Genomic DNA, 26,894 nt, shown 5'->3' with positions numbered 1-26,894 from the left:
TCAAAATGACAATTATAATTGACGAAAATAAGGATATTATTTACAATTTTAATTAAATAAATGAAAAAGAGGGAAGATATGAAGCTTCAAAATCGGGTGAGGGAACTACGAGCAAAGTATCGTTTATCACAAGGGGATTTAGGGAAAGCGATTGGATCATCAAGACAAACGATTAGTTTAATTGAGCGCGGGGATTATGCACCATCTATTGTATTGTCGCTAAAAATCGCAAAAATTTTCAATGTACCGGTGGAGGAAATATTTGAGTTAGTGGAGGGGAAAGAGGATGATGAAGAGTAAACTGGGAGAACAATTTATTAGTTTTTGCAAACTCATATTAAGTATGGTAGGTGGCTTTTTTGCATCCTATATAGCTTTAGACTTACTCTCGGATGAACCGAGAAAATTATCACCCAATATATTAATAGGTGTATGTACTCTTTTTGGAATGATAATGATGTATTACACTTGGAAGAATACACGTATGTTAGCGGAGGCACGTGATGAAGAAGAGAGTGTACAAGGTAGAAAATTAGGGATTGTAATTATGTATTTACGTATAGGTGATATAGTTACGCAGGCCTGGTTTGTATATGCAGTTATTGCATGTAGACGTGCATTCATGCATGATGCAAATGTTTCCTTCGCAATTTGGAACATGGTAGCTGCTACTGCTTTTACGATTATTATAGTGATCATTGGGATTATGGCGAGAAATCGTTATAACAAGCTTTACCCTGAACAAGGTGTAACGTATATGGAATCGATGGAGATGTGGAAGAAAAACGCAGATGAAGGATTAAAGCATATTGTGCATGAAGCTGGATATAAAGCGTACGAATTTACGAATAAAGTATTGGCATATGTGTGGTGGGCTGCCGTTATATATACAGTTGTTAGTGATATCAATTTCGTGTTGCTTGGTTTAATCTCTTTTATTTGGATATTACATATCGGAAAATTCATGTACGAAATGCATAGAAAAATGATTTACTAAGGGGAGAAAAAGGTGGATATTTTAAGAAGGCCAGCTGGCTCACTGACAGTGGCGCTAATCCTGTCCATTTTATACGGAGTAATTCGAACGGAGAAATTAGAAATAATGTTGGATGTATGGACATTATTTGGAATCTTTTTATTAGTGCTAGCTATTCATGAGCTAGGACACGTAGTATTCGGCTTGATAGGTGGTTTGAATTTTAAATTTATGACAGTAGGGCCGATTACTTTTCAAAAAGAGAAGGGGAAAGTACGCGTTCGAGAAAATAAATTGTGGGCGTACTTTGGAGGCGTGGCGATGTTAGTTCCTCCTTGTATAGAGGCACCGAATCTTTCGAAAAAATGGGCGTGGCTCACTTTAGGTGGACCGATTACGAGTTTACTATTTGGTATTACTTTCGGTTACATATATATGGTGAGTTATTATCAATATCTTTTATATTTTTCTGTTTTACACTTTGTGATTTTTGCAGCTACAATCGTACCGATAAAAGGAACGTTTTTGAGTGATGGTATGCAATTTCTCATTTTAATTAAAGATGATGAAAAAGCGAAGCAGCATTTATATAACATTCAAGTATCAAGTGAGTTATTTAGTTATAAGAGGCCGAAAGATTGGGATGAGAGATTGGTAGAACTTAGCGAAGACAAACTAAAAGAAAATAAAAGTATAAGAGAGATTATGAGCGGACTTATGCTCGTCTTTTTAGCTCGTGCTGATCGAGAAGGAATGGAAAGAGCGATACCGTATATAGAACCAATTGTTCAACAACCTGTAACGAAGGAAAATAAATATTTCATTAGTAGTTTTCATAGTTGGTACCTTTTATATAAAGCCCTTTATGAGATGGATAGTCTTTCTTTGCAAGAAGCAAAGGAACATGGGAAGGCTATTACGAAAATAGACTTACATGGGTATTATCGTACACAAGGAATTATTAAATATTTAGAGGGCGATATGGAAGCATCTCGTACTTATATGAGGAAAGCTGATAAAGAATTGAAGAGCGCTGAGAAGAGTGAGATGGGATATTTACAATTAGAGAGAGAATGGTTTGAGCAGCTAAAGAAGAGAGTATCTTACGATGGGTGAGGTATCCTCTTTTTTCTATGTCGTCTTATGCCGTTCCATAAAAAGTCTGGTGCGAGTAAAATAAGGTGTGAGGAGCAAAGCTTGGAGGAATTCTAGATGGAAATTTTAACGATTATTTTAATCGTCTTGCTCATTTATGTTGTTTTTAAAGTGGCATATGTAGCATTAAAGATACTTGCGATTTTATTAGTTATCTTTTTAATCGTAGAGCTCGGCAGTAAATTGCTTGGGGGATAGGTATGTTGTGCGTTTCGAGTGTCGAAGGTTGTCGTTAAATCGATATCTTGTGTCGAATCGCCGATATAATGAAAAAATCGTTGATATAAGTGGAGAAACGATCGATATATTTGAAAAATCGTTGATATAATCCGGTTAGTACTGGCTGGGGTATATGGGAAAGAAGTTGCTGTGAGGGTAACTTCTTTTTATTGTAGTGGCGGGGTATAGAGCATAAATAGATTGCCGAAAATTGTCGGTAAGTCGATATCCTATGTCGAATCGTCGATATAATGAAAAAATCGCCGATAAAAGTGTAGAAATCGTCGATATATTTGAAAAATCGCTGATATAATCTGGTTGGTACTGGGTGGGGTATATGGAAAAGAAGTTGCTGTGAGGGTAACTTCTTTTTATTGTGATGCCGTGGTATGCAAAACAACATAAAAAAGCTGGAAGAATATCTTCCAGCTTACGAGTTACTTTCAATTTGGCGACCGTTTTCTTCTTCATTGTCTTGTAATAGGTTGAATACATCTGCTAGACAGAATGCAATGAACCAAGTCCATAGACCGTGGAAGAAAGCTGAGCTTAATTGAAGTGGTAATGTATAGTTAGTCATTGAGTAGGAAATACATCCACCAACGATTCCGATCATTGTTAATAACATTGTTTTTTGCGCATTTTCTTCTGGATTGAAGAGGAAGAAAATGTATCCACCTAAAATTGAAGCGCTTACAAGTGTTTCGATTCCATTAAAAATGATATTCTCTCCAAGCTGAGTGTTTGTCCAGAAGCAGATTGTTCCGCCGATAATAGCAAACAGGACAGCTATTGTATATCGTATATATTGATTCATATGTTCATCTCCCTATGTAATAAGATGATTTGGAAGTCAAAAAGGTAGGTATAGTATATTGAAGTGAATTTTAGTTGTACGTATCTTTTTATAAAAAGATCATTGAAGAGTGATCGGTTTTTTAAACCGTTACGTGTATGGTGATTGAAATATACCTGACTGCTCGTTTCTTTTTGTTTGTAAAATATGAGAAACTTCCAAGTCTATATACTCTTTTTTTGTGAGTCTGTTTTCATTATAACACATTTAGAGAGATAATAATAGAATTATCTGATTTTGTAATAAGTGTAAAAAATAAAAAACGCAAAGAAATACCATTAACGGTGCGGTTTAGTGGAAGAAGGAGTTTCATTTATTTTGATGAAATATGTAATCAAGGTGAGATCTAAGAAAGAGGTTTAAATACTATAAAAAATGTTTTATGGCATGAATGTAAGGGAGGAGAGCTAACTTGGAGTTCACAACAGAAAGATTAATAATTAGACCTTTTAAAAGTACTGATTTACAGGATGTATTTGCTATTTATAATAGTGAGGATACATGTAAGTTCCTATTACATAATAAGTGGACTCATGAAGACATGCAGGAAAGATTTAATAAGAAGCTAGCAAACAATGCACTTACTAAAGAATCAATATTAAGTTTGGCGGTTATATACAAAACGAAAGTAGTTGGTGATTTATCCGTATGGTACACAAATATGAAAGACACTGTTGAGATTGGTTATAGTTTTTCAAGTGAAGTAGCTGGGAGAGGGTTGGCAACAGAAGCAGTAAGTAGTTTGGTATTTAAATTATTTCATGAATGTAATGTACATCGTATACAAGCTAATCTTGATGCACGTAATACAGCTTCACAAAAATTGTGTGAACGAATAGGCATGAGAAAGGAAGCCCATTTCATACAAGATTTTTGGAATAAAGAGGAGTGGACAGATAGTATTGTATATGGAATGCTATCCTCCGATTTGTAGTAATAAACTTAGTGATTGTATTATGCTAAAGGGTGCGTGAGTTGAATAACAAAGGGCATCACATATTATATGTGATGCCCTTTCATGTATTGACCTTTTTTATATGCGTTTGAAACGGCCGACAATTTCAACTGTTTCAGTAATGTTCATAAATGCTTTGTTATCCACTTGACGGATAATACGTTTCATTTCGCCTAACTCATAGCGAGTCACGACAGTGTAAATCATTTTTTTCTTATGGTTTGTATAGCCGCCGACAGCATCTACCATTGTCACGCCACGTATGCCGTGATGTAGTAGGGCGCTTTTTATTTCCTCGCCTTTTTCTGTAATTGTCATTATCGTTAATTTAATATGTTTCGTATGCACAGCATCGATCACTTTGCTGACTACAAATCGACTGATTAACGTATAAAGTGTAATATCCCATCCGAAAATAAATCCTGCTACAACAAGTAAGATTAAGTTGAATCCGAAAATAATTGCTCCAATGGAAACATCTCGATATTTCGCTACAATCAATCCAACAACATCAAAGCCACCTGTTGAAGAAGCAAATCGGAATATGATTCCGGAAGCTGCTCCGCAGATTACACCACCGAATACAGAAGAAAGTAAAATATCGTCTGAAACTTGGTGTACAGGGATAATGTTCATCGCTAACGATGATACAGCTACAAAGTACGCTGTTAAAAAGGTTGTCTTCTTGCCTAAGTAAAAGTGACTTAAAATAAGAAGAGGAATGTTTAGTAAAAAGATAAGTGCACCGATATTGTAGTGCATTAAATAACCGATAATCATCCCTACGCCAGCGAATCCACCGCTAATCATATTATGCGGGATAAAGAACATATTCATAGAAATTGCATACAAAATAGAAGCTACGAAAATAACAACCAACTGTATGATAAATTCTAAGTGAAATGTTTTAGCTGCTGGGAAGGATAAAAAGGCGGTGTCGGGAACGTAATCGGCGTCTCCTAGTTGACCCATAGTATGTTTCATCTCCATATTCATTTTTGATTACAAGAAGAGAATAAAGGTTTTTTCAAAAACTGGCAATAGTTTTATTATAATGCAAAAATTTTATAAATTTCTAATAAATCAAGCCTATTCATTGATGTGTGTGAATATACTAAAGAAAGCGAATACAATGTTTCTCAATTATTATTTTCTTGAGAAAATATGCAAAATACTTTTTTTGACGATAAAAGGAAATAGAGAATGTTTGCCGAATGTGCTAAAATGACCTTATTAAGGATGTGAAGCGATGGAATTTTTATTGCAGGATGCAATTCTATATATATCGTTTGTAACGACAGCACTTTGTTTATTAGAAGTTTTCTTCCTTGCTAACGTTTCTCGTTTTGTGCGTCAGCAAGCATCGAGCGGTAGACAAAGAGCTTTTGCGTTAGTTGATACATGTGAAGATAGTGCAGGGAATGTACCGCTATTTTCTATTTTTTATAAATATGGAATGATTCGTTCTGTACGTAGACAAGAATCAAGTGAAGAGAATGACGAGGTCGGTCCGTATACACCAATGTTTCGCTAAATAATTACGAAACATTGGAGGAATGAACATGTTAAAATCATACCGAGCTGTGCTCGTTAGTTTATCATTATTACTTGTTTTTGTTTTATCTGGTTGCAGTAATGCAGCCCCAATTGATGCACATAGTACGGGAATTTGGGATCATTACTTTGTATATCCAATCTCGTTTATGATTCAATTTGTTGCTCATCATATACCGGGAGCTAGCTTTGGGATTGCTATCATTATTATGACGCTCGTTATTCGTTCAGCAATGATTCCATTAGCTGTTTCGCAATATCGTAGCCAAGCGAAAATGAAAAAAATGCAACCTGAATTGCAGAAGCTAAAGCAGAAATACGGTGATGTAAGCAAAGATCTAGAAAAACAAAAACAGTATCAAAAAGAAATGTCAGAACTAATGAAATCAGGCGGTTGGAATCCACTTGCTGGTTGCTGGCCACTATTAATACAAATGCCGATTTTCTCTGCTTTGTATTATGCGATTAGCCGAACAGAAGAGATTCGCACATCTACATTTTTATGGGTGAACTTAGGACATGCAGATCCTTATCATATATTACCGATTATTGCAGCGTTAACGACATTTATTCAGATGAAAGTTTTCCAATCGAATAGTACACCTGGAGAACAAGTACAGATGCTAAAGATGCAGCAAATTATGATGCCGGCAATGATTCTATTTATGGGATTCGCGGCGCCATCCGGACTTGTGTTGTACTGGATAACAGGTAACTTATTTACAATGATGCAAACAATCGTATTAAGAAAAATAATGGAACGTGAAGAGTTACAATTACAAAAAGCTTAGAGAAACACCGCTCGTGATGAGCGGTGTTTTTTTGTTAAGTCGTTAAGGAAATGTTAAGAAACCCTCATTACGATAGGCATTGTATACGAAAGTGTACATGCATTAGAAATATGAAGGAGGAAATTTCCTATGAAGAAGAAAACAGTTGGGTATTTAGCGATTGCAGGTGCTTTATCATTCGGAATCATTGGAGGAGTCGGTATTCCAGCATTCGCAGCAACGAATAATCCAGCAGCTGAGCAAGCGACAAAAACGGCGAAAAAGGATTTAGATGACGCTACAAAACAAAAAGTAAAAACGATTATGGATGATACAAAGAAGCAGTTAGAGGAGCTAGGTGTAAAGCTTCCCGAGAAAGAAAAACGTAAAGAAATGTTTGCGGGATTAGATGAACAGGCGAAAGAAAAAGCGAAGTCGATTTTAGAGCAAGAAAAGTCCGGGAAATTAACACGTGAACAAGCGCAAGAGGAATTAACAAAACTAGGTGTAAAAATGCCGGAGAAGGGTAAACATGGAGAAATGTTTGCGGGATTAGATGAACAGGCGAAAGAAAAAGCGAAATCCATTTTAGAGCAAGAGAAATCTGGAAAATTAACACGTGAACAAGCAAAAGGGGAATTAACGAAGTTAGGCGTGAACATGCCGGAGAAGGGTAAGCGTAAAGATATGCTTGCTAATTTAGATGAACAGGCGAAAGAAAAAGTGAAGTCAATTTTTGAACAAGAAAAATCCGGCAAATTAACGCATGAGCAATCAAAAGAAGAATTAACAAAACTAGGTATAAAACTCCCAGAGAAAAAGAAGCATGAAGATATATTTGCAGGATTAGATGAGGCAACTAAAACAAAAGCAAAAGCAATTTTAGACAATGAAAAGAAACAATTAGAGGCATTGAATGTGGAGCTTCCGCATCACAAGTTTTTTATGAACAAAGAAGATAAATAATCGAATTACGTAGCTTTCGTATGGGCAACCGGAAGGTACGTGCGAGGACCGATTTCCGTCAGCAGAAATCGGTCCTTTTTAACGATTTAATAAAATTCTTTTCATTGTTAGTATGTATCCGAAGACGCAGTAGAAGATTGCAAAGCCGATAAATACTTCTGTATATTGATATTTACCTAATATGTAGAAGGAAACAGCTGGTATAATAGCTACCGCTAAAATGCTATAACCAGGATATTTGTGCCTGAACATGATAGCGAATAGAACAGAAAGAAATGTAGCGATAATACAAAAAACAGCAATCATTATTGGTGCACCTCCTATATGGATTATACCATTTTTAGGGAATTAGAGAAGTGGCGTAACTTCTGTTATAATATAAGAAGAGAAATATTTCGTATGTTATATAAAAAAATATATTGATTTTTTCTAACAATTCAATATAATGAACAATAACTACAAAATTCGACATCAAGAAGTGATGATGAGGACACGATCAATTTTTTACGATTCTCAGAGAGGGAAGCCTTTGGCTGTGAGCTTCCTAATACGAAAAAATGGATTACCACCTCTGAACTGCAGCAGTGAACGAACATCTAGTAATTGCTTGCCGGCAAAAACCGTTATTTTAGACTTGAGAAATTGGTGAAGTGTGTTACTTTGCGAATTGAAACAAGGGTGGAACCACGAATATAACACTCGTCCCTTTTTTAGGGAGGAGTGTTTTTTTATTTCATTTTTGCATCACACTAGGATTGGAAGGAGGTAATAACAGTAAATAAGAATCTATAAAAAACTATAAAAATTTACAATTACAGGTTTTATATTTTACAGAATTCAACCTATAATATTTTCAGGTGATGAAAAGGGGGGAAAAGGATGAAAACAACACGTACTTGTAAAATCAATTCTATTACAAAAGAACAAACGGAAGATTTAATTACTTTGATCCGTACGTTCGAAAGTGCAAAACGATATAGTTTTAATCGTTTGATTGAGGGCGAAAACGAGAAAGAATTGATAAAAAAACTACAACCTAAATATTTGTTAAATAAACGTTTTTGTGAAGATGCGATTTTACAAGCGCAAACGATCCTTTTCTCTCAAAAAGAACTTCTTCCTGTTTACCTAGAAAACAATCAAAAAAAGTTAGAAAAGACATTACAAAAAATAGATGATTATGAACGCGGCAAAAAAAGACCTAAACAAGTTGCATTAGAAACTTGTTTAATTGGATTAAGAAAACGAAAACAAAAATTAGAACAAAAAATTGAAACGTATGCAAAACATATTAAAAATAAAACATTACCTCCTATTATTTTTGGTGGGCGGAAAAATTTCTATGAAAGAATGAAAAACAAGATATCCAATCAAGAATGGAAAGATTTGCGGACACGACAATTATATTCTCGCGGAGATAAAAGCAAAAAAGGGAATTTGAACATGCGCATTACAGTTGATGATTGTGGGCAAGGATGGTTAGAAATTGCAAATCCATTAGGACGAACAAATGGAAAAACAAAAAGCCCACGAATCAAAGTTCCGATTATCATTCCATATCATTTTTATCATCAAATCACAAATGTCGTTATGGGAAAGCAAATCGGTGTAAATCCAAAAGGAAAACCGATTATAGAGCATCAAAAATATAGTGTAGAAATCATTCGTAAACAAAATGAATTTTATGTAAATATTACGTTTGATGAAACAGAAATAGGTCGTGTACTAGATTTCAAGGAAACACCACAATCAGATGTAATTGCAGGAATTGATGTGAATCCGGACCGTATTGCAGTTAGTTTATGTACAAAACAAGGTAATTTTAAAGGTTCAAAAAATTTTTATCTACCCCATCTGAATGCGTTTTCAACAAACAAACGCGCAACGATAATTGGACAAATCGTACAACAAATTAAAACATGGTTATTGGAAAACAATGTAGGTGGAATTGTTTTGGAAGATTTAAAGTTTCAACAATCTCATGATACTGATAAATACAGTAATCGTAATTTCCATCAATTTACGTATAAAAAGATGTTGAACAGTTTAATTCGTATGGGTCTTCGTAACGGATTTTCTGTTAAAACAGTAAACCCTGCTTATACAAGTGTGATTGGAAAATTAAAATACAGTAAAAATTTCGGTATTAGCGTTCATGAAGCAGCCGCCTTCACAATCGCAAGACGTGGATTGGAATTGCAAGAACAAGTACCAAAAGAGATTATATTATTATTAAAAAACCAAATTACAACAAAACTGCGTATTCTTGTTGCTTCCATGGAAGAAAGTAAAAAGAATACGAAAAAAGTATATAAAAAATGGTTACAAACAATTCAAACGTGGAAAGAATATCACAATTGGAAATTGTGGAGCATTCTTCACAAAACTGTTTATAGGAGCAATCAACAATTCGTATTTAAAATTTAAATGAGAAGGGGGGTACTGGTTTATTTCTTATAACCTCTTGCATACTACTGACTTGGATGAATGGTAGTATGCAAGGACAGATCGTTCCTAACAGGAACCTGCCGTCATTCTTTCACAATAGGTGGATGAAAAGGTCACAACCCTTACGGACAGGAAAAAGGTGAGATTCCTTTTCGGTAGTTGGCATTTGACTTGGTTCGCCAACAATTTATAGATTTTTATAAGAATTTTAAACCAGGGGACGTTATGAGCTTAGGACAACAACTTAAAAGATTACGAGAGTCAAAAGGGTTTTCACAGGAAGATGTTGCTAAGAAAATTGGTGTGACAAGGCAAGCTGTGTATAAGTGGGAACATGATAAAAGCTGTCCGGATATTGATAATTTAATTTTGCTTAGCGAAATGTATAATGTCACATATATGATAAAAAGTGAGAAGAATCAGTTATATTTCCTAGGAAAGAGTACAACATGCAACTGAATTGTTTTATAATAATTTCGAGATATTAATAGTATGTTAAAAAGTCCAAACAAGCATAACCCCGTTCTAAAGCTAGGACGGGGTTCAAAATCTAAGTTTTATTAAGCGTAAAGTTTTTTCAAATATTTTTACTTCAGTAAAACATTACTTACTTGTTACCAAGTTCTTCTGCTAAACCAATTAAAATGCCTTCCGTTCCACGAATGTAGCAGAGTCGATACGAATCCTTGTACTGAACTATTTCGCCAACGAGCTGAGCACCATGATTCTTAGTAAGTCTGGATACTATTTCGTCAATGTCCTCAACGGTGAACATGACGCGTAAATAACCGAGGGCATTTACAGGAGCTGTTCGATGATCTGCTATAGTAGGTGGTGTGAGAAATCGCGAAAGTTCAATTCGGCTATGGCCATCTGGGGTTACCATCATAGCAATCTCCACGCACTGAGAACCGAGTCCGGTTACGCGACCAGCCCATTCACCTTCGACAGTAGCGCGTCCTTCTAGTTTTAATCCAATCTCTTCGAAGAAAGATATTGCGTTATCAAGAGATTCTACAACGATGCTGATATTGTCCATTCTTAGTAATCTGTTGCTTGCCATAGTCTTTATCCCCTTTATATGTATAAATTTATTATCTAACCATCCTCATAATTATACTAAAATCTCTTCTAAACAAAAAACGCATTGTTAATAAACAATTATTCGTAAACCCTATATTATTGAAATATACGTGAACTATATTTCGTCAATTTGCTATTTGATAAAAGAAGTTTGGCTTTCCTACAAAATATTCCTATCCTAAACGCTATTATCTAGAATGAAGTATATTGAACTAACAGCATAAATTAAAAAAAATCAGCTTAAATCAACAATATTTTAACTTTAAATTCAAAACAAAAAGGGGATCTCTGTTAATATATAACAAAAGGGGGGGCTACCAAGGTGACTAGAAATGAAAAGGAAATTTTATTATTGAATAGTGACAAAAACTTTAATTCATTACTTGAAATAATTGAATCCGTACCTAGTAGAAAAAGGGGTATTTCCGTTGAAAATCAAGAAAGGGATAAGAGTTTCCGTGATGTATTAATGCATCTGTATGAATGGCATGCAATGCTGGAGAGATGGTATAGAGAAGGATATTCCATTTATACCAGCACCTGGTTATAAATGGCGTACTATAGGGTTACTCAATATGCGAATTTGGGAAAACTATCAAAATGTAACATTAAATCAAGCAATAAAAAAATTGAAGTTAAGTCATGAACGAGTGATGGAACTAATTAAATCACATACAAATGAACAAATCATGACAAAAAAACAATATAAATGGACAAAAACAAGTAATTTATATAGCTATTTTGCAGCGAACACTTCTAATCATTACATTTGGGCTATAAAAAAATGTGAAATTATTGCAAAGTCTATAAAAGAAGTGGAAGAGGAACAGAAACAGATTGTAAAATAATGTACTCAAACTAACTGTGAGTTTCTTTAATTACAATCTTCCACGATCGGACATAATTGTTTAATAAACAGTAAAGGGGTTATGCATATTAGTCATGAATAATATGCATAACCCCTATATTTTTATGATTGATTTTTATAAGGTAACTTAAATAGTGTTCTATTAATATAGGAAGGAAATAGATTCATATAATTCGTTTTAAGTTTTACTAGTAGAAATTAGCTCATCTGCACGAAAGGCTCAATTTTCGCCATAAATGATTGATGTAGTGCCTCGACACCTGTTACTAAATGAAGGCGGTCAATAACGACAGACACTTTAATTTCTGATGTACTTACCATTTTAATATGAATATCTTCTTCTTTTAAAGTAGTGAACATATTCGCAGCAACACCTGGATTAGAGACCATACCAGATCCTACAATTGATACTTTTGCTAAATGATTTTCATATTCTACTGATTCATAGTGAAGTGCCTCTTGTTTTTGTTCCAACACTTCTAATGTTTCTCTTAAATCATTAGAATGGATGGAGAAGGAGAGGTGAACAGTTCCTTCATTTGTAATACTTTGGATGATGATATCTACATTAATATGTGCCGCTGCTAATGTAGAGAAAACTGTTGAAAGTGCACCTTGTTCTAATCCTTTCATTGTGACGCGTGTAATATTATCTTCAAATGCAATACCTTTAACGATTGATTGTTGTTCCATGTTACATTCTCCTTTTATAATTGTTCCGTTTTCTTGTTCCATACTTGAGCGAACTTCTAACATGACATTATGATTTTTAGCAAACTCAACCGCACGTGGATGTAATACACCAGCACCGAGGTTTGCAAGTTCTAACATTTCGTCATAAGAAATTTCATCTAATTTATAAGCATCTTTTACAACTCGTGGATCCGTTGTATATACGCCTGTTACATCCGTGTAAATATCACATTTTTTTGCGTTCAGTGCAGCAGCTAATGCAACAGCAGTTGTATCAGAACCACCGCGTCCAAGTGTTGTAATTTCATGGTTTTCACTCATTCCTTGGAATCCAGCTACAATAACAATCGTACCTTCAGTAAGATAAGATTGAATTCGATCTGTATGAATGTCAGTAATCCGTGCACTACTATGTACAGATTCTGTCGTAATACCAGCTTGCCATCCTGTTAATGAAATCGCGTTATAACCTTTTGCTTGTAGTGCCATCGTTAATAATGAAATAGTCACTTGCTCTCCTGTCGATAGAAGCATATCCATTTCGCGTTTACTCGGATTTTCTGAAATCGCGTTAGCAAGTGCGACAAGTTCATCTGTACTTTTCCCCATTGCTGAAACGACAGAGACAATACGATGTCCTCGTTCATATTCTTCAATAATTAAATTTGCTACATGTTGAATGCGCTCAACACTTCCGACAGAAGTGCCACCAAATTTTTGTACAATCGTTTCCATTACGAATTCCTTCTTTCATCCATTTTTAAGAATAGATTAGGACATATATAAATCCCAATAATCCTGTAGTTACCAGAGAAAAACAAAAAACACCATCTCAAATAAGTGAGGATGGTGCTGTTACAGGAAAAGGGAAACAGAAAACGGAGCTAATAAAAAAACCGCCAAAAAAGGAATATCATAAAAATGATATCTCTTTTTTGTAGATAGCTCTTCATACGTACACGTCTGTACATATGACAGTTCTGTTTCTATTCGAAAACAGCCCCAATCGATACATACAGAGAAATATATCGATTTCGGCAATACTTCCTTTCATCTAATTTCATAGACATCTCTGTGTCTCCATTAGAATACTCATAAGGATTGCAACCTCTATCTCACGTTTTAGGCGAGAGTGTTTGATTTATGAAGTTGTTGGTAACATTTGTTTTATAATAATTTAAATTTTTTGGGGAATCAAGTGTTTTGTATAAATTTTAAAAATTCTTTCTTTTTACGAAAAAGTTTGTGAAAAATGTAGCAAATTAAATTCATTGCATGTACATTAAAATTATAGTGCATTGGAGGTGGAAGAATGAAGGGGAAAAAGCCTATTTATGTTTCGGCAGAAATGAACACAACAATGGAGAAATTATGGGAATACACGCAAGAACCACATATACATACAGAATGGGATGCTCGCTTTACTGAAATTTCGTATTTAGAGAAAAAAGAAGGAGAACCACAGAAGTTTTTATATAAAACAAAAATCGGATTTGGACTTGAAATAGCTGGAGAAGGTGAATCGATAGGAGAGATAAGAAAAGAAACAGGAGAACGTATTTCTTCTTTAAAATTTTGGACGGATAATACATTATCACTTATTCAAATAGGGCGTGGTTATTGGAAGTATACACCTTGTAAAGAACATATTCATTTTGAGACGCAATATGATTATGATACGAGGTATGGTCGTATAGGGAATGTAATAGATTTCTATATGTTTCGGCCGTTATTAGGCTGGGCAACTGCTTGGAGTTTTGATACTTTAAAATTATGGTTAGAAAAGGGACTTCATCCTAGATTACTAATTAGAAGAACAATGACATATTGGCTCGTATGTTTATTAATTGCCTTTGTATGGATGTATCAAGGGATAGTGCCCAAACTAGTGTTTACTCATTCAGAAGAAGTAAAAATGTTGTCTGTAATAATTGGTTCAACTGCGCATAGTATTTTTTTAGTTAAAATAATTGGATTGCTAGAAATTATTTTTGGTGTCCTATGGCTATTGCCATTTCAAAAGCGAAAAGTATTTGTCGTACATATTTTTATGTTAATAGCTTTAACGATAGTGGCAGGATTTACGAATATCGCAAGCTTTACAGAGCCGTTTAATCCAATTACATTAAACGTTCTACTAATGGGGTTATCAATTGTCGGTTATATAAATAGCACGAATTTACCAAGTGCAAAAAATTGCAAGAGGAAAAGAAAGGAATAATGTATGGCTAATATGTATGAAAGACTATTAGGGGATTGTTATACAAAACTTCATCCGAAATTACAGAAACGCTATGAAATTACGGAAGAAAATAGCTTTACTGGAGAAGGAAATATGGATGAAATTTACGGAGGTTCTTTTTTCGTAAAATTCATATTAAAAATTGCATCGAAGTTTAGAATGTTTTTCTCTGAGCGGGGGAAGGAAGTGCCATTTACAATACATAATACCGCTGAGCGAGATGAAAATGGAAATGAATTTGTACGATGGAATCGTACTTTTTATTTTCAAAATAAAAAAAGATATTTTAACGCTGTTATGCAGTGGGATGAAGAGAATAATGAAATTGTGGATTATTTTGGTGAACCACACATACTTGTTTCTACTCTGAAATTTCATATTGATGAAGTGGGGGCAATGCATATTTCTTCAAAGAAACAATGGTTTTACATGTTTGGAAGAAAAGTCCCGTTGCCTAGATTCTTATATGGAGAGGCCGACATTGTAGAAAGTTATGATGAAACAAGGCAATGCTTTCGAATTCATGTACAAGTACGAAATCCGTTAATTGGTTCATTATTTTCATATAAGGGGACATTTGTGGAAAGGAAATAAATGATATGAAAAATATAATAGTTGGACTTGCTTGTTATATTATTTTTCTAATATGTGAGTGGTCAAATGTAAACCCAGTTGAAGCAATTATTTTATTATCTATTTTGTTATTTATACCGATGTCATTTTGCATCATTGATAAGAAAACAAGAAATGGATCATATATGTTTTTTTATAAATTTATATCGTTGTTATATCCAATCGCAGCAATTAGTGCAATGTTAGCTTTCGTAACAAACCACTATTTTTTTGCGTTACTTTGGTTTGTATATACAGGAATTGTTACATTATTTGGTGTGAGTAGATTATTAGAAAGAGGATGGAAACCGCTAGAAGAGACAGCTATCGATAGTGCGTTTATATATTTGTTTTTAGGTGGATTCTGGTTTTTTGCTTCTGTAGCAAAGCTTTCCATTATGCATTTTAGTTTTGACATTGTTTTACTCACAGCTGCACACTTTCATTATTCGGCATTTCTATTGCCATTATCAGCTGGTTTAATAGGGCAGAAGAGAGAAAAGAGCAGTAAAGTATATGATGCGATTATGTTTATCATCGTTATTTCACCTATGACAGTTGCAATAGGAATTACATATTCAAGAGTATTTGAATTTTTTGCAGTGTTCCTATATTTATGTGCGATTTATGGTTATGGGATTTATGTTTGGCGCACGAAATTTAATGCTATCAGCGCAAAAATTCTCTTAGTCATATCGTCTAGTACACTCATGGTAACAATTATGTTCTCACTCATATATTCGTATGGGAATTTAAAACATGTAATGACGATTACAATTGCTCAAATGGTTTGGATTCACGGTGTTGTCAATGGAATTGGAGTAGCGTTGCCGGCATTTGTCGGCTGGATGATTGAAAAGAGTGTTCCGAACTATAAATATTACGGGAAACCAATGAGCAGATTAAGAGGAAAGGCGACAGTTGGTGAAGCATTTTTACATAACAAAAATGTAATAGATAGTAAGGCATACAACGGTTTAGTTGATAATATGAATGATTTTCATAGTGAGGCATTTGACGTGACGAAGATTCCTTTAAGTATTATTCGCTTTTATGAAAATACAAAAGAGTACGAGTTACAATCACATATTAAGTGGACTCGCTGGTTCCGCCCAGTAGCATTTTGCTATGAGAAAATGAGTAAACGTGTAAGGCAAATACATTTAGGAATGGGTGACAAGTGGGAAACGATGCATGGCTCTATCGTCGGGGTAACAGATGAGAAGGATGGAAGAGAGAATGTAAGGGCTTGGCTAAGAAAAAATGAAGCAGAAGAATCTATTTTTGTAGCTCTTTACTCAAAACATACATATGAGAACGAGACGTATATGAATATTGCATTACCTTTGCCATATTCGAATATGACAGGGATTTTAAAAGTATGTAATAAGGGTAATGATCTAATCATTACTAGTAAGCTGAGAAGGAATGGTAAGGGAGATGAGGGGATTTATTTACATACTCGCTACTTTACAATCCGTTTACCGTTAGCAGAGACGTTTATTATAAAAGAGGGCACAAATCAAATGTTAGAAGCTAACCATAAAATGTGGATATTTGGAGTTAAGTTTTTAGAAATTGATTATGAGATAAAGAAAATAGAGAAGAAGTAAGAAAAGCTTGGAAAGATTCCAAGCTTTTTTACGTATGGGTAATTGTTATAGCAACTTGTTTATCTAAGTCTCGATCCCAAACACGTTGAATTTCAAACGTACCTGTTTCAAAAAATAGTGGGAATCTTTCTTTAAACCAATCTTGCATAGGAAGATTTAATGCTGTATCGATTGGTACCCATAATAATTCACCTTCAGGAGGGTCCACAAGAAGCTCACCTTTAAATGAATCTGTCCAATAGTTAAATACCATATATCGAACGTTTTCTTTCGGATTTACGTATTCATCTAACCCCTTAAAAGTTAAATTTGAAACAAGTAATCCAGTTTCTTCTTTTACTTCTCGTTTAGCAGCGTGAACGATACTTTCTGGGAAAGCTACTTTTCCGCCAGGAGCGATGTAGCCAGGGAAGCCTAGATGATCGGGGCGCTGTATTAGCAGTACTTGGTTATCCCGCTGAATCATACACATCGTGTAAATACGGTGTTCTATATCTTTCCAATTGTTGCTCATATGACTCTCTCCCTTATAAAATCTTATAGTTTTTAACTATAGTTAAATATGACAAAAAATACAATAATAATACAAAATTATACAAATTAAAATTGACTATTACTAATTTTCAGCACTATAATGAGTCTGTTACATAAATACATTGTACTTGAGAGGGGAATATATTCTATGAAAAATAGAATAATCGCAACAGGAATAATCGCAGCTAGTATATTATCTTATTCATCTAGTAGTTTCGCGCAAACAAAAAAATTTCCAGATGTCCCAGCTAAACATTGGGCAGAAGATTCTATTTACTATTTAGTAGAGAAAGGTGCAGTTACAGGTAACGAAAAAGGAATGTTTGAGCCAGGAAAAGAAATCACTCGTGCCGAAGCAGCTACAATGATGGCTAAAATTTTAAACTTACAAATCGATACAAACGCTAAACCATCTTTCGGTGATTCTCAAAACCAATGGTATACTCCATTCATCGCAGCTGTAGAAAAAGCTGGCGTTGTTAAGGGGAAAGGAGCGGGCGTATTCGATCCAACTGGGAAAATTGACCGAGTTTCAATGGCAGCGATGCTTGTTGAAGCATATAAATTAGAGGCAAAAGTAAAACAACCAGTACAAACAAAATTTGCAGATTTAAATGATAGTTGGGGGAAAGATAAGGCCAACATTTTAGTAGAATTAGATATTTCACAAGGTGTAAATAAAACAGAGTGGTTACCTAATAAAACTGTAACGAAAGCAGAAGCAGCGAAGTTTATTACAAAGACGGACTCGCTTAAAATAGGTAATCCTTTAGTAGAAAAGGTAGTTATTATTGATCCTGGTCATGGAGGAACAGATCCTGGGAAAGCGACACAAGGATTACATGAAAGTGATATTGTATTAGATACATCTAAAAGATTACAAAGTTTAATAGAGAAACAAACTCCATTCCGCGTGATGTTAACACGTGAAACAGATATTCGTTTTGATGAAAAACAAGGAGAAGACCTTAAAAAGCGTGTGGATTTCGCAAAGGAACATAATGGAGATATTTTTGTAAGTATCCATGCAAATGCTTCTCAAAAACATGATGGACATGGAACGGAAACTTTTTATTATAAAGGATCTGAAAAGAAAGAATTAACTGAGCGTGAAAAAGATAGTTATATGTTAGCTGATAAAATACAAAAGAGATTAGTTGAAGCTCTAGATACAAGAGATCGTGGTGTGAAACCAGAAGACTTTTATGTATTAAGAGAAAATGAGATGCCGGCAGTATTAACGGAGCTAGCATTTTTAGATAACAGCGCGGATTATGAGAAGTTAGCTTCAGAATCTGGAAGACAAATAGCTGCTGAAGCAATTTTTGCCGGTATTTTAGATTATTATGAGTGGAAAGGTTTTGATGTTTCAAAATCTCGTTTAACGAAATAATAATGTTGATTGATGAGCCCATCTTCTATACAGAGGTGGGCTTTTTATGTAAGTTTGTGTAATTTTGTATCGGAATAAAAAGATATATCGTATTATGTTAATTATAAATAAAATAATGGTAGATTAGTTTATTTTTATCACGTATACTTTTACTGTTGACTATTTAAGAGTTTGTTAGTTTAATAGGGAAAATTATAAGATAAAGGGAGGCAAGTTAACACGGGACAAGCATATAAAAAACGTGTTAAAAAATTTATGAAAAAAGTTATTTCTAATGTGTTAGCAGTGACAGTCGCGCTTCAAGTAGTGATGGCTCCAGCAACTTCGTTTGCATCTACAAAAGAATTTCCAGACGTTCCGAAAAATCATTGGGCACTTGAAGCAATTACTGATTTAACGTCAAAAGGGATTATTGCAGGTTATGATAATGGTAAATTCGGGTTCGGAGATGTTGTAACTCGTGAGCAAGTAGCAGCATTAATGTATCGCGCCTTAAAACCAGAAGCAAAAAGTGATTATAAAAATCCATACTCTGATATTAGCGCAGGAACGACAATGTTCCCAAAAGAAATTTTAGCATTAACAGATATGGGGATTTTCGTAGGTGATGATAAAGGGACGTTTAGACCGAAAGAATCATTAACTCGTGCTGAAATGTCTGTTATTTTACAAAGAGCATTTCAATTAGAAGTAAAAGCACCACATACATTTAATGATATAGATGCATCACATTGGTGGGCAAAAGAAGCAATTAGTGCATTGCAATCTAATGGTGTATCAATAGGGAATGGGCTTGGAGGATTTGATCCATCAGGTGTATTAACGCGTGAAAGCTATGCACAACTATTATATAGAGCAATGCAAATTAAAAAAGATGTTCCTGTTGAACAACCATCATATATTAATCTAGATGTGACATTACCATCTAACGTAACTGCGCAAGAGATTGATAATTTTATTAAAAAATCCCATGCAGATAGTCCGCTTATTGGAACGGGACAAGATTTTATTCAAGCACAAAATGAGTATGGTGTGAGTGCACTATATTTAGCTGCACATGCAATCTTAGAATCTGGTTACGGGAAATCAGAAATTGCATATCGTAAACATAATTTATTTGGTTTAAGAGCATATGATCGCGATCCATTTGCATACGCAAAATATTTACCATCATACAAGGACAGTATTTCTTACAATGCTGATTATGTAAGAAAGAATTACTTAGAAAAAGGTGCTGATCATTTTAATGGTTACACATTGCCTGCTATGAATATTAAGTATGCAACAGATAAAGAATGGGCTGGCAAAATCGCTAATCTTATGGAGCGTATTAAACCGTTTAACAAAAAAGATTATGAAAATGTAAAACGATTACCAAAGAATCCTAATACATTGAATGTAGAGGCATTAGGAAAAGAAATTCCATATAAAGATTATGTAAAAGATGCAACAGCTACTGTTCAATTAGTAGGCTCTTACTACCAAGTACCATATCCATTTGGCTATACAATTAAGAGTGTACCAAATATTACACAAAATGAAGTTGGAAAATTAGAAAGTGGCAAGAAAGTAAATGTATATCGTGAAGATCCAAACGGTTGGGTGGAATTTTCATTTGAAAATGCTCAAGAAAAATATTGGACATTGAAGAAGAACTTAAAATTATAAATAAAAAAGGTGTTTTCATTTATGAAAACACCTTTTTTATATTTTTACCAATAATTTAACAGTTTCATATATAATTAAAAGTATTGAAGATTGAATTTTCTGTTTTATATTTAATGTTAACTTAATTTGAAAAGAGGAGAGAGGTATGCAAGGAGAAATAGAAACGGAGAAAAATTTAAGTTATGTCGGTAAATTGTTATTGCCGGTTAAAGCGTCACCACATTTTAAATTCTTATGGATCGGGCAATTGCTTTCGACTTTAGGTAGTTCGATAACGATGGTTATTTTGCCAGTCGTTGTATATTCATTGACTGGATCAACAGTTGTAATGGGAATGACTATGGCAATGTACATGCTTCCTAATATTCTTGCGTTACCGTTTGCTGGATTAGTCGTAGATCGAATGGATCGGGTGAAAGTAATGTTATTTACAGATATCATTCGCTGTATATTAATGCTATTACTTGCAACACTTATATTTATGGACGTATTAACAATTCCACTTCTATATGTCCTCGTAGCATTATATGGGCTTATGGAAGGCATATTTCAGCCAGCGTATGCGTCCGTAAGAGCGAAAGTATTTGTACCAGAAATTCGAAATGCAGCCAATGCATTAACTCAAATGAGTAATCAAGGCATACGACTAATTGGACCAGCTCTTGGAGGCTTGATCGTTTCAGTTGCCTCTGCCGGAATAGGATTTGGACTGGATGCAGTAACGTATTTGCTATCATTTTTATGTTTATTATTTTTAAGAGAAATAAAGTTTAAAAAAGTAAAAACGATTGAAAAAAGAAAGATCGATTACAAACAAGAGTTTATGGAAGGTGTTTTCGTTTTAAAAAGTCACCCGTGGCTATGGATTACAATTTTAGTTTTTTCTTTCATCAATATTTGTTATGCAGGAATTATCGTCGTATTAATTCCATGGCTATTTAATGTTCATCATCATTTTGAAGCATATGTGTATGGATTAGGAATGGCATCTTCTGGCGTTGGAGCTGTAATTGCCGCGCTAATATTTGGCGGGAAAGAGCGTTGGCATAAGCGAGGATTACTTGCTTATGGTGGTGTTTTAATAAGTGGTTGTGCACTGCTAATAATGCCGTTTATTGCTTGGGCACCTGCTTTAATCGCATTAATGGCAATTGAAGGGTTCGGTATGATGATATTTGGACTTATTTGGGAAACAAGTTTACAAGAGCTTGTGCCAGAAGAAGCCTTTGGGAGGGTAGCAAGCCTTGATATGTTAGGATCTTTTGCTTTATTACCATTAGGATATGTAGTTGTTGGCTGGTTAGCAAATGTAATAGGTGGTGAGATAACGATAATTACACTAGCTATTTTAGTACTTATAACAATTGGACTAGCGTTGGCTGTGCCAAGTATTAGGCGGTTTGATTAATTATGTAGGTTAAAAGGGGGATATGGTATATGAATATAGAAAATCTACATGATTTACTAGTACATGAGTTAGGATGTAAATACACTTTGCAAGAAAAGGTCTTTGAAGCAAAAAATTTCACAGTCTATATCGCTACCCATAGAGAAAATAGTCTAGCTTATAACGTACTCGTATTAATAAAGCATCTTTACAATGAAAATCCCTTCGTACATATTTGGCATAAGAAAATTAGTATGGAAGCAACAGAGCTGGAAATTACAAAAGAAGTGACAGAAGCAATTCAATTTGGTTTTGTAAATAAAGAGTAAGCTCTAATCAAATTAGAGCTTACTCTTCATTAAATACAAATGTTTCTTTCATTTGTTTACTCTCATTTACTGGATGGCCGTTGTAAGAGAAGTTCTTTTCTTCCCAAGTAATGATGACTTTGAAATTATGGCTATTAGGGTCTAATGGAAATGCCATGTAGTCAGAGCTTGTATGACTTTTTGAAATGTTATTATTTAAAGTAATAGGATTAATGGTAGCTTTAGATGCAGGGGTGTTATCAAGTATTTCCACTGATACATTAGATACATCATTACCGATGTTTTTTACGAGTAAACTATAAGTATCATATACACCTTGTTTTGTCTGCACTGCTTGCTTGCTTGTACTATGAGATTTATCAATTTCGATATACCACTGTTTAGACTTTGACGCGATTGGTAGTGATTGAAATGTATATGCACTAGCTTGTATTGGTAGCGCTAAGCATATAAGCGTAAAGAGAGTTAATATTTTTCGTTTCATTTTTTAAGAGCTCCCATTCTGTAACAGATTTATTTGTTAGTATCTTCTCTTCGCGAGAGGATATACCATATAATGTAAGTGGGGTGTGTATATCGGGCTAGGAATCATCATCTTACAAAAAGTAATATACTAAAAATTCTATATAAACTGTTTATTTAATGTAATTAAATATGCTAGAATAAATTTGAAAACGTTTCCTTATATGGAAATAAGAAAGCGTTTTCTATAAAGGGGGGATCGTAGTGATTACATTTTTAGTATCAATCGTCGTATTGATAATTGGTTATTTAACATACGGAAAGTTTATTGAAAAGATATTTGGAGTCAATTACAAAAGAAAGACACCAGCCTATGTAAATCAAGATGGAGTAGATTATGTACCTATGGATAGGCGAAAGAATTCTATGATTCAATTATTAAATATTGCAGGTACTGGACCTATATTTGGACCAATATTAGGTGCTTTATATGGACCGGTTGCATTTGTTTGGATTGTAATAGGGGCTATTTTTGCAGGGGCTGTTCATGATTATCTTACAGGGATGATTTCTATTCGAAATAAAGGAGCACATATTCCTGAATTAGCAGGGAAGTTTTTAGGAAATGCAATGAGACACATTGTAAATGTTTTTTCACTGTTGCTGTTAGTATTAGTAGGAACTGTGTTTATTACAACACCAGCATCATTACTTGATATTGTATTGCAAGGGAAAGTGTCAATAACTATTATTTTATCCGTTATTTTCGTATATTACATTTTATCTACAATCTTGCCGATTGATAAAATTATTGGAAAGATTTATCCGGTATTAGGTGCATTATTGCTAATAAGTGCTATTGGCATAGGGGGAATGATGATAATAAAAGGTTCTCCTATCCCAGAATTAACGTTTGAAAATATGCATCCAGATAATGCGCCGATTTTTCCATTATTAATGCTGACAATTACATGTGGTGCTTTATCAGGATTTCATGCAACACAATCACCAATTATTTCACGGACACTTCAAACTGAAAAGCACGGCAGATATGTATTTTTCGGCATGATGATTGCAGAAGCGGTTATTGCGATGATCTGGGCAGCGGCCGCGATGAGTATTTTCTCATACGGTGAATTAAATGAGTTAATTAAATCAGGTACACCAGCTGCGGTTGTAAGCGAAATCTCGAAGACAATGTTAGGTGCTGTCGGCGGAACGATCGCTGTTATCGGAGTAATTGTATTACCAATTACATCTGGTGATACCGCATTCCGTGCGGCACGTTCTATCATTGCGGACTATTTTAACTTTGAGCAAACGAAATTGAAAAACCGCTTAATTATTGCAATTCCGTTGTTTGTAATTGCATATGGTTTAACGAAAATTGATTTCACACTATTATGGAGATATTTCTCTTGGGCTAATCAATCGACTGCAGCAATTGCGTTATGGATTGGAACAATGTATTTATTCATAAAAGGAAAGCCGTATGTTGTTTCCTTAATTCCAGCGATATTTATGACGCTTATGACTGTTATTTATATTTTAAATGCGAAAATTGGTTTTAATATCCCGTTAAACACATCTTATATTATAGGTGCAGTTATTACCGTTATATTAACTGCTATATTCTTTATGAAAGCCATGAAAAATAAAAATGAGAATATTGAAGTAGATGTGCAATTAGAGAAGGAAGCTGTGTAGAGATTTTTCTACACAGTTTTTTCTAATGTGAAAAAATTTCCAATAATATGTTAAAATAACAATGTCATACAACAAGGGGGATTTGTTTTATGGAAAATGGAGTTCTTGCTAAAGTAGATGTAACGAAAAGAATTGAATCAAAATCTAAGTACAATAAGAAACTTGAAAAATATCAAAGGCGCTTATTAGCGTTGCAGCAAATTGTAAAAGAAGAAAAAATTGCAGTTATGCTCGTTATGGAAGGCTGGGATGCGGCTGGAAAAGGCGGAGCAATTAAACGAGTGACGGAACATCTTGATCCACGTGGGTTTCAAGTAAATCCAATTGGAGCACCAGCACCTCATGAAAAACGATACCACTACTTGCAACGTTTCTGGCGGAAGCTACCTCAGTATGGGCAAATTACTATTTTTGATCGCTCATGGTACGGCCGTGTGTTAGTGGAGCGTGTTGAAGGTTTTGCTACAAAGGAAGAGTGGACGAGAGCGTATGACGAGATCAACGATTTTGAAAAACTATTAACAGATGATCATTATATAATCGGGAAGTTCTTCTATCATATTAGTAAAGATGAACAATTAAAGAGGTTTAAAGATAGAGAGAACAATCCTTTGAAAAGATGGAAAATTACAGATGAAGATTGGCGTAACCGTGAAAAATGGGACGAGTATGTTGAAGCAATAGAAGAAATGTTTGAAAAAACAAATAAGCCAAATGCGAAGTGGCAAATTATTGCGAGTAACGATAAATTATACGCTAGATTGAAAACGTTGAAAGTAATTATTTCGTTAATTGAGGATTACCTGTTAGAACATAATATAGAATTACCTTCGTATTATTATGAGATGAAAGAAGGTAAGACAGAAGATTTTGAAACGAATTAAGATGTAGTTGTAAAATAATATAAAGTAGAGCCACCCTGTAATTTTGAATGACAAAATTACAGGGTGTTTTTTATTTAGAAGCATTTATCATTAAGTGCTGTTAAAAATTAGAAGATTATTATTTGAAATGGAGGAGCAACAAAATATAAATAAATTTAAGAGTTATAAATTTGGGGATTTTGTTGTTCTATAGTACATTAACAAGGGGGACTAGTTTTATAGAGAGGGTGAGGAAATGATAGATACAGCAGATGCTTTAATAAGTAATCGTATGTATACAGAAGAAGAGCAACAAAAATTATACAAAAGAACGTTAATAATCGTAAGTATTTCACAAATGTTCGGCGGAGCTGGGTTAGCTGCTGGAATTACAGTAGGTGCACTTCTTGCTCAGCAAATGCTAGGGACAGATGCATTTGCTGGATTACCAGCTGCTATGTTTACGATGGGATCGGCGGTAGCGGCTTTCTTTGTTGGAAAGTTATCGCAAAAACATGGACGCCGCATAGGGCTTGCATCAGGTTTTATGGTAGGTGGATTTGGAGCGATTGGAGTTGTATTAGCAGCTTTAACAAATAGCATTATTCTTTTACTTATTTCTTTACTCATATACGGTGCCGGTACAGCTACAAATCTACAAGCTCGTTATGCTGGAACGGATTTAGCGAATAAGAAGCAAAGAGCAACTGCTATTAGTATTACAATGGTAATGACGACTTTTGGTGCAGTCGCTGGTCCGAATTTAGTAGGTGTAATGGGAAGGTTTGCTCATTCAATTGGAATTCCTGAACTTGCTGGTCCGTTCATATTATCAGCAGTGGCGTTTATACTGGCGGGTCTTGTCCTATTTGTTATGCTACGTCCAGATCCGTTACTTGTTGCTAATATGATAGAAACATATAAACAAGAGCATACATATAAAGGGCAACCAGTAACAGAAGAAGCGACAGAAAACAAACGAGGTATTACAGTTGGAGCTATCGTAATGATACTTACGCAAATCGTGATGGTTGCAATTATGACGATGACGCCAGTTCATATGGGGCACCACGGTCACGGTTTAAGTGCTGTAGGACTTGTGATTGGTTTTCATGTCGGTGCAATGTACCTTCCATCTCTCGTTACGGGAATGCTAATTGATAAAATTGGTAGAACTACGATGAGTATAGCTGGCGGAGTAATTTTACTAGCAGCAGGTGTCATAGCTGCGCTAGCACCGAGCGATTCTTTAATACTATTAATTGTTGCTTTGGCTTTACTTGGATTAGGATGGAACCTTGGTTTAATAAGTGGTACGGCTCAAATTGTTGATGCAACTATACCTTCGACACGTGCAAAAACACAAGGAAAGATAGATGTATTTATTGCACTAGCGGGAGCTTCAGGTGGAGCGATGTCAGGAATGGTAGTAGCAAATTCAAGTTATGCGGCATTGTCATTAGCCGGGGGCGTTTTAGCTTTCATGCTTATCCCTGTTGTGATATGGTCCCGAAAAGGATAACGAAATTGAAGTGAGGTTC

Annotated in this window: 26 protein-coding genes, 2 pseudogenes, 1 riboswitch and 1 other annotated feature; of the genes and pseudogenes, 21 read left to right on the top strand and 7 right to left on the bottom strand. The window is 34.6% G+C overall.

All coding sequences use genetic code 11. The features are described from left to right. Positions 1 to 78: 78 nt before the first annotated feature. From ACVWY7_RS08675 to ACVWY7_RS08660, 4 genes are all read left to right on the top strand, one after another. On the top strand, positions 79 to 300 hold the full coding sequence (locus ACVWY7_RS08675) for a helix-turn-helix transcriptional regulator (RefSeq protein WP_000776174.1): 222 nt from the start codon (positions 79 to 81) through the stop codon (positions 298 to 300). Next, positions 287 to 997: a DUF3169 family protein gene (locus ACVWY7_RS08670; RefSeq protein WP_000978067.1), complete on the top strand. Its 711-nt coding sequence runs from the start codon at positions 287 to 289 to the stop codon at positions 995 to 997. Before ACVWY7_RS08675 ends, ACVWY7_RS08670 begins: the two co-directional genes overlap by 14 nt. Positions 998 to 1,009: 12 nt before the next feature. After that, positions 1,010 to 2,092 carry a hypothetical protein gene (locus ACVWY7_RS08665; RefSeq protein WP_456523748.1) on the top strand — a complete coding sequence of 361 codons (1,083 nt, stop codon included), beginning with the start codon at positions 1,010 to 1,012 and terminating at the stop codon, positions 2,090 to 2,092. Positions 2,093 to 2,188: 96 nt separating this feature from the next. After that, entirely contained in the window at positions 2,189 to 2,329 is a 141-nt protein-coding gene (locus ACVWY7_RS08660) for a DUF3985 family protein (RefSeq protein ID WP_000404786.1), read from the top strand. 451 nt (positions 2,330 to 2,780) lie between these two features. Here the strand turns inward: ACVWY7_RS08660 and ACVWY7_RS08655 are convergent, their stop codons facing one another. Continuing rightward, a complete protein-coding gene (locus ACVWY7_RS08655; RefSeq protein ID WP_001077770.1) occupies positions 2,781 to 3,167 on the bottom strand; it encodes a DUF3938 domain-containing protein in 387 nt (128 codons plus the stop codon). Between the two features lie 451 nt (positions 3,168 to 3,618). On the opposite strand from ACVWY7_RS08655, the gene ACVWY7_RS08650 reads away from it, so the two are divergent. Next, on the top strand, positions 3,619 to 4,140 hold the full coding sequence (locus ACVWY7_RS08650) for a GNAT family N-acetyltransferase (RefSeq protein WP_000397310.1): 522 nt from the start codon (positions 3,619 to 3,621) through the stop codon (positions 4,138 to 4,140). Positions 4,141 to 4,239: 99 nt separating this feature from the next. On the opposite strand, the gene ACVWY7_RS08645 is transcribed toward ACVWY7_RS08650, so the two are convergent. Next, positions 4,240 to 5,133 (bottom strand): YitT family protein, encoded by an 894-nt coding sequence (locus ACVWY7_RS08645; protein WP_000530036.1) that lies wholly within the window; start codon positions 5,131 to 5,133, stop codon positions 4,240 to 4,242. 277 nt (positions 5,134 to 5,410) lie between these two features. Here ACVWY7_RS08645 and ACVWY7_RS08640 point away from each other — a divergent pair, with 277 nt between their 5' ends. The 3 genes from ACVWY7_RS08640 to ACVWY7_RS08630 all read left to right on the top strand — a co-directional run bounded on the left by ACVWY7_RS08640 (position 5,411) and on the right by ACVWY7_RS08630 (position 7,451). Further along, positions 5,411 to 5,695, top strand: a complete 285-nt coding sequence (locus ACVWY7_RS08640) for a hypothetical protein (protein WP_000394930.1) — start codon at positions 5,411 to 5,413, stop codon at positions 5,693 to 5,695. Between the two features lie 28 nt (positions 5,696 to 5,723). Then, entirely contained in the window at positions 5,724 to 6,506 is a 783-nt protein-coding gene (yidC, locus tag ACVWY7_RS08635; RefSeq protein WP_000920537.1) for a membrane protein insertase YidC, read from the top strand. A 129-nt stretch (positions 6,507 to 6,635) separates the two neighbouring features. Then, the gene (locus tag ACVWY7_RS08630) at positions 6,636 to 7,451 is read left to right on the top strand and encodes a hypothetical protein (protein WP_000730827.1); all 816 of its coding nucleotides are present in this window, start codon (positions 6,636 to 6,638) and stop codon (positions 7,449 to 7,451) included. Positions 7,452 to 7,529: 78 nt separating this feature from the next. Here the strand turns inward: ACVWY7_RS08630 and ACVWY7_RS08625 are convergent, their stop codons facing one another. Then, positions 7,530 to 7,757 (bottom strand): hypothetical protein, encoded by a 228-nt coding sequence (locus ACVWY7_RS08625; protein WP_000562232.1) that lies wholly within the window; start codon positions 7,755 to 7,757, stop codon positions 7,530 to 7,532. Between the two features lie 166 nt (positions 7,758 to 7,923). Then, positions 7,924 to 8,161: a binding site (T-box leader), on the top strand. Positions 8,162 to 8,330: 169 nt separating this feature from the next. Between ACVWY7_RS08625 and ACVWY7_RS08620 the strand changes: the two genes are divergently transcribed. After that, on the top strand, positions 8,331 to 9,878 hold the full coding sequence (locus ACVWY7_RS08620) for an IS200/IS605 family accessory protein TnpB-related protein (protein ID WP_456523747.1): 1,548 nt from the start codon (positions 8,331 to 8,333) through the stop codon (positions 9,876 to 9,878). A gap of 246 nt (positions 9,879 to 10,124) precedes the next feature. Continuing rightward, positions 10,125 to 10,319 (top strand): annotated as a pseudogene (locus ACVWY7_RS08615) (helix-turn-helix domain-containing protein); the annotation flags it as partial. A gap of 187 nt (positions 10,320 to 10,506) precedes the next feature. Here the strand turns inward: ACVWY7_RS08615 and ACVWY7_RS08610 are convergent. Then, a complete protein-coding gene (locus tag ACVWY7_RS08610; protein ID WP_000157933.1) occupies positions 10,507 to 10,962 on the bottom strand; it encodes a VOC family protein in 456 nt (151 codons plus the stop codon). A gap of 342 nt (positions 10,963 to 11,304) precedes the next feature. On the opposite strand from ACVWY7_RS08610, the pseudogene ACVWY7_RS08605 reads away from it, so the two are divergent. Beyond that, a pseudogene (locus ACVWY7_RS08605) lies at positions 11,305 to 11,830 on the top strand (ClbS/DfsB family four-helix bundle protein). A 218-nt stretch (positions 11,831 to 12,048) separates the two neighbouring features. Here ACVWY7_RS08605 and ACVWY7_RS08600 read toward each other — a convergent pair. Next, positions 12,049 to 13,278, bottom strand: coding sequence for an aspartate kinase (locus ACVWY7_RS08600; protein ID WP_000448014.1), 1,230 nt, complete (start codon positions 13,276 to 13,278; stop codon positions 12,049 to 12,051). Positions 13,279 to 13,477: 199 nt separating this feature from the next. After that, positions 13,478 to 13,664, bottom strand: a riboswitch (Lysine riboswitch). A gap of 191 nt (positions 13,665 to 13,855) precedes the next feature. Between ACVWY7_RS08600 and ACVWY7_RS08595 the strand changes: the two genes are divergently transcribed. From ACVWY7_RS08595 to ACVWY7_RS08585, 3 genes are read left to right on the top strand one after another with little or no spacing between them, the layout of a single operon-like run. After that, positions 13,856 to 14,764, top strand: coding sequence for a DoxX-like family protein (locus ACVWY7_RS08595; protein ID WP_000676647.1), 909 nt, complete (start codon positions 13,856 to 13,858; stop codon positions 14,762 to 14,764). A 3-nt stretch (positions 14,765 to 14,767) separates the two neighbouring features. After that, on the top strand, positions 14,768 to 15,379 hold the full coding sequence (locus ACVWY7_RS08590; RefSeq protein ID WP_000002623.1) for a DUF4166 domain-containing protein: 612 nt from the start codon (positions 14,768 to 14,770) through the stop codon (positions 15,377 to 15,379). Between the two features lie 5 nt (positions 15,380 to 15,384). Further along, positions 15,385 to 17,010 carry a YndJ family protein gene (locus ACVWY7_RS08585; RefSeq protein ID WP_105989797.1) on the top strand — a complete coding sequence of 542 codons (1,626 nt, stop codon included), beginning with the start codon at positions 15,385 to 15,387 and terminating at the stop codon, positions 17,008 to 17,010. Between the two features lie 28 nt (positions 17,011 to 17,038). Here ACVWY7_RS08585 and ACVWY7_RS08580 read toward each other — a convergent pair whose 3' ends face one another. After that, on the bottom strand, positions 17,039 to 17,524 hold the full coding sequence (locus ACVWY7_RS08580; RefSeq protein WP_000070001.1) for an 8-oxo-dGTP diphosphatase: 486 nt from the start codon (positions 17,522 to 17,524) through the stop codon (positions 17,039 to 17,041). A 168-nt stretch (positions 17,525 to 17,692) separates the two neighbouring features. Between ACVWY7_RS08580 and ACVWY7_RS08575 the strand changes: the two genes are divergently transcribed. The 4 genes from ACVWY7_RS08575 to ACVWY7_RS08560 all read left to right on the top strand — a co-directional run bounded on the left by ACVWY7_RS08575 (position 17,693) and on the right by ACVWY7_RS08560 (position 22,321). Beyond that, positions 17,693 to 18,937: an N-acetylmuramoyl-L-alanine amidase gene (locus ACVWY7_RS08575; protein ID WP_456523746.1), complete on the top strand. Its 1,245-nt coding sequence runs from the start codon at positions 17,693 to 17,695 to the stop codon at positions 18,935 to 18,937. Between the two features lie 255 nt (positions 18,938 to 19,192). After that, entirely contained in the window at positions 19,193 to 20,605 is a 1,413-nt protein-coding gene (locus ACVWY7_RS08570) for an S-layer homology domain-containing protein (RefSeq protein WP_000756006.1), read from the top strand. Between the two features lie 145 nt (positions 20,606 to 20,750). Beyond that, positions 20,751 to 22,013: an MFS transporter gene (locus ACVWY7_RS08565; RefSeq protein ID WP_001161143.1), complete on the top strand. Its 1,263-nt coding sequence runs from the start codon at positions 20,751 to 20,753 to the stop codon at positions 22,011 to 22,013. A gap of 29 nt (positions 22,014 to 22,042) precedes the next feature. Further along, positions 22,043 to 22,321 (top strand): hypothetical protein, encoded by a 279-nt coding sequence (locus tag ACVWY7_RS08560; protein ID WP_001019605.1) that lies wholly within the window; start codon positions 22,043 to 22,045, stop codon positions 22,319 to 22,321. A gap of 19 nt (positions 22,322 to 22,340) precedes the next feature. On the opposite strand, the gene ACVWY7_RS08555 is transcribed toward ACVWY7_RS08560, so the two are convergent. Then, positions 22,341 to 22,805, bottom strand: coding sequence for a hypothetical protein (locus tag ACVWY7_RS08555; RefSeq protein ID WP_105989796.1), 465 nt, complete (start codon positions 22,803 to 22,805; stop codon positions 22,341 to 22,343). A 242-nt stretch (positions 22,806 to 23,047) separates the two neighbouring features. Here ACVWY7_RS08555 and ACVWY7_RS08550 point away from each other — a divergent pair, with 242 nt between their 5' ends. The 3 genes from ACVWY7_RS08550 to ACVWY7_RS08540 all read left to right on the top strand — a co-directional run bounded on the left by ACVWY7_RS08550 (position 23,048) and on the right by ACVWY7_RS08540 (position 26,875). Then, positions 23,048 to 24,490, top strand: a complete 1,443-nt coding sequence (locus tag ACVWY7_RS08550; protein ID WP_000627653.1) for a carbon starvation CstA family protein — start codon at positions 23,048 to 23,050, stop codon at positions 24,488 to 24,490. Positions 24,491 to 24,579: 89 nt separating this feature from the next. Further along, positions 24,580 to 25,374, top strand: a complete 795-nt coding sequence (locus tag ACVWY7_RS08545; RefSeq protein ID WP_456523745.1) for a polyphosphate kinase 2 family protein — start codon at positions 24,580 to 24,582, stop codon at positions 25,372 to 25,374. Positions 25,375 to 25,609: 235 nt separating this feature from the next. Further along, the gene (locus ACVWY7_RS08540) at positions 25,610 to 26,875 is read left to right on the top strand and encodes an MFS transporter (protein ID WP_088118673.1); all 1,266 of its coding nucleotides are present in this window, start codon (positions 25,610 to 25,612) and stop codon (positions 26,873 to 26,875) included. The last annotated feature ends 19 nt before the right edge of the window (positions 26,876 to 26,894 follow it).

The sequence above is a fragment of the Bacillus sp. TE9106W genome, assembly GCF_054062215.1.
This window is presented reverse-complemented; position numbering and strand designations above follow the sequence as displayed.

What these genes read in the sequence shown, in the direction of transcription:
- ACVWY7_RS08675 (WP_000776174.1), top strand. Translation starts at nt 79, where the DNA reads ATGAAGCTTCAAAATCGGGTGAGGGAACTACGAGCAAAGTATCGTTTA.
- ACVWY7_RS08670 (WP_000978067.1), top strand. Translation starts at nt 287, where the DNA reads ATGATGAAGAGTAAACTGGGAGAACAATTTATTAGTTTTTGCAAACTC.
- ACVWY7_RS08660 (WP_000404786.1), top strand. Translation starts at nt 2,189, where the DNA reads ATGGAAATTTTAACGATTATTTTAATCGTCTTGCTCATTTATGTTGTT.
- ACVWY7_RS08655 (WP_001077770.1), bottom strand. Translation starts at nt 3,167, where the DNA reads ATGAATCAATATATACGATATACAATAGCTGTCCTGTTTGCTATTATC.
- ACVWY7_RS08645 (WP_000530036.1), bottom strand. Translation starts at nt 5,133, where the DNA reads ATGGGTCAACTAGGAGACGCCGATTACGTTCCCGACACCGCCTTTTTA.
- ACVWY7_RS08640 (WP_000394930.1), top strand. Translation starts at nt 5,411, where the DNA reads ATGGAATTTTTATTGCAGGATGCAATTCTATATATATCGTTTGTAACG.
- yidC (WP_000920537.1), top strand. Translation starts at nt 5,724, where the DNA reads ATGTTAAAATCATACCGAGCTGTGCTCGTTAGTTTATCATTATTACTT.
- ACVWY7_RS08630 (WP_000730827.1), top strand. Translation starts at nt 6,636, where the DNA reads ATGAAGAAGAAAACAGTTGGGTATTTAGCGATTGCAGGTGCTTTATCA.
- ACVWY7_RS08625 (WP_000562232.1), bottom strand. Translation starts at nt 7,757, where the DNA reads ATGATTGCTGTTTTTTGTATTATCGCTACATTTCTTTCTGTTCTATTC.
- ACVWY7_RS08620 (WP_456523747.1), top strand. Translation starts at nt 8,331, where the DNA reads ATGAAAACAACACGTACTTGTAAAATCAATTCTATTACAAAAGAACAA.
- ACVWY7_RS08610 (WP_000157933.1), bottom strand. Translation starts at nt 10,962, where the DNA reads ATGGCAAGCAACAGATTACTAAGAATGGACAATATCAGCATCGTTGTA.
- ACVWY7_RS08600 (WP_000448014.1), bottom strand. Translation starts at nt 13,278, where the DNA reads ATGGAAACGATTGTACAAAAATTTGGTGGCACTTCTGTCGGAAGTGTT.
- ACVWY7_RS08595 (WP_000676647.1), top strand. Translation starts at nt 13,856, where the DNA reads ATGAAGGGGAAAAAGCCTATTTATGTTTCGGCAGAAATGAACACAACA.
- ACVWY7_RS08590 (WP_000002623.1), top strand. Translation starts at nt 14,768, where the DNA reads ATGGCTAATATGTATGAAAGACTATTAGGGGATTGTTATACAAAACTT.
- ACVWY7_RS08585 (WP_105989797.1), top strand. Translation starts at nt 15,385, where the DNA reads ATGAAAAATATAATAGTTGGACTTGCTTGTTATATTATTTTTCTAATA.
- ACVWY7_RS08580 (WP_000070001.1), bottom strand. Translation starts at nt 17,524, where the DNA reads ATGAGCAACAATTGGAAAGATATAGAACACCGTATTTACACGATGTGT.
- ACVWY7_RS08575 (WP_456523746.1), top strand. Translation starts at nt 17,693, where the DNA reads ATGAAAAATAGAATAATCGCAACAGGAATAATCGCAGCTAGTATATTA.
- ACVWY7_RS08570 (WP_000756006.1), top strand. Translation starts at nt 19,193, where the DNA reads ATGAAAAAAGTTATTTCTAATGTGTTAGCAGTGACAGTCGCGCTTCAA.
- ACVWY7_RS08565 (WP_001161143.1), top strand. Translation starts at nt 20,751, where the DNA reads ATGCAAGGAGAAATAGAAACGGAGAAAAATTTAAGTTATGTCGGTAAA.
- ACVWY7_RS08560 (WP_001019605.1), top strand. Translation starts at nt 22,043, where the DNA reads ATGAATATAGAAAATCTACATGATTTACTAGTACATGAGTTAGGATGT.
- ACVWY7_RS08555 (WP_105989796.1), bottom strand. Translation starts at nt 22,805, where the DNA reads ATGAAACGAAAAATATTAACTCTCTTTACGCTTATATGCTTAGCGCTA.
- ACVWY7_RS08545 (WP_456523745.1), top strand. Translation starts at nt 24,580, where the DNA reads ATGGAAAATGGAGTTCTTGCTAAAGTAGATGTAACGAAAAGAATTGAA.
- ACVWY7_RS08540 (WP_088118673.1), top strand. Translation starts at nt 25,610, where the DNA reads ATGATAGATACAGCAGATGCTTTAATAAGTAATCGTATGTATACAGAA.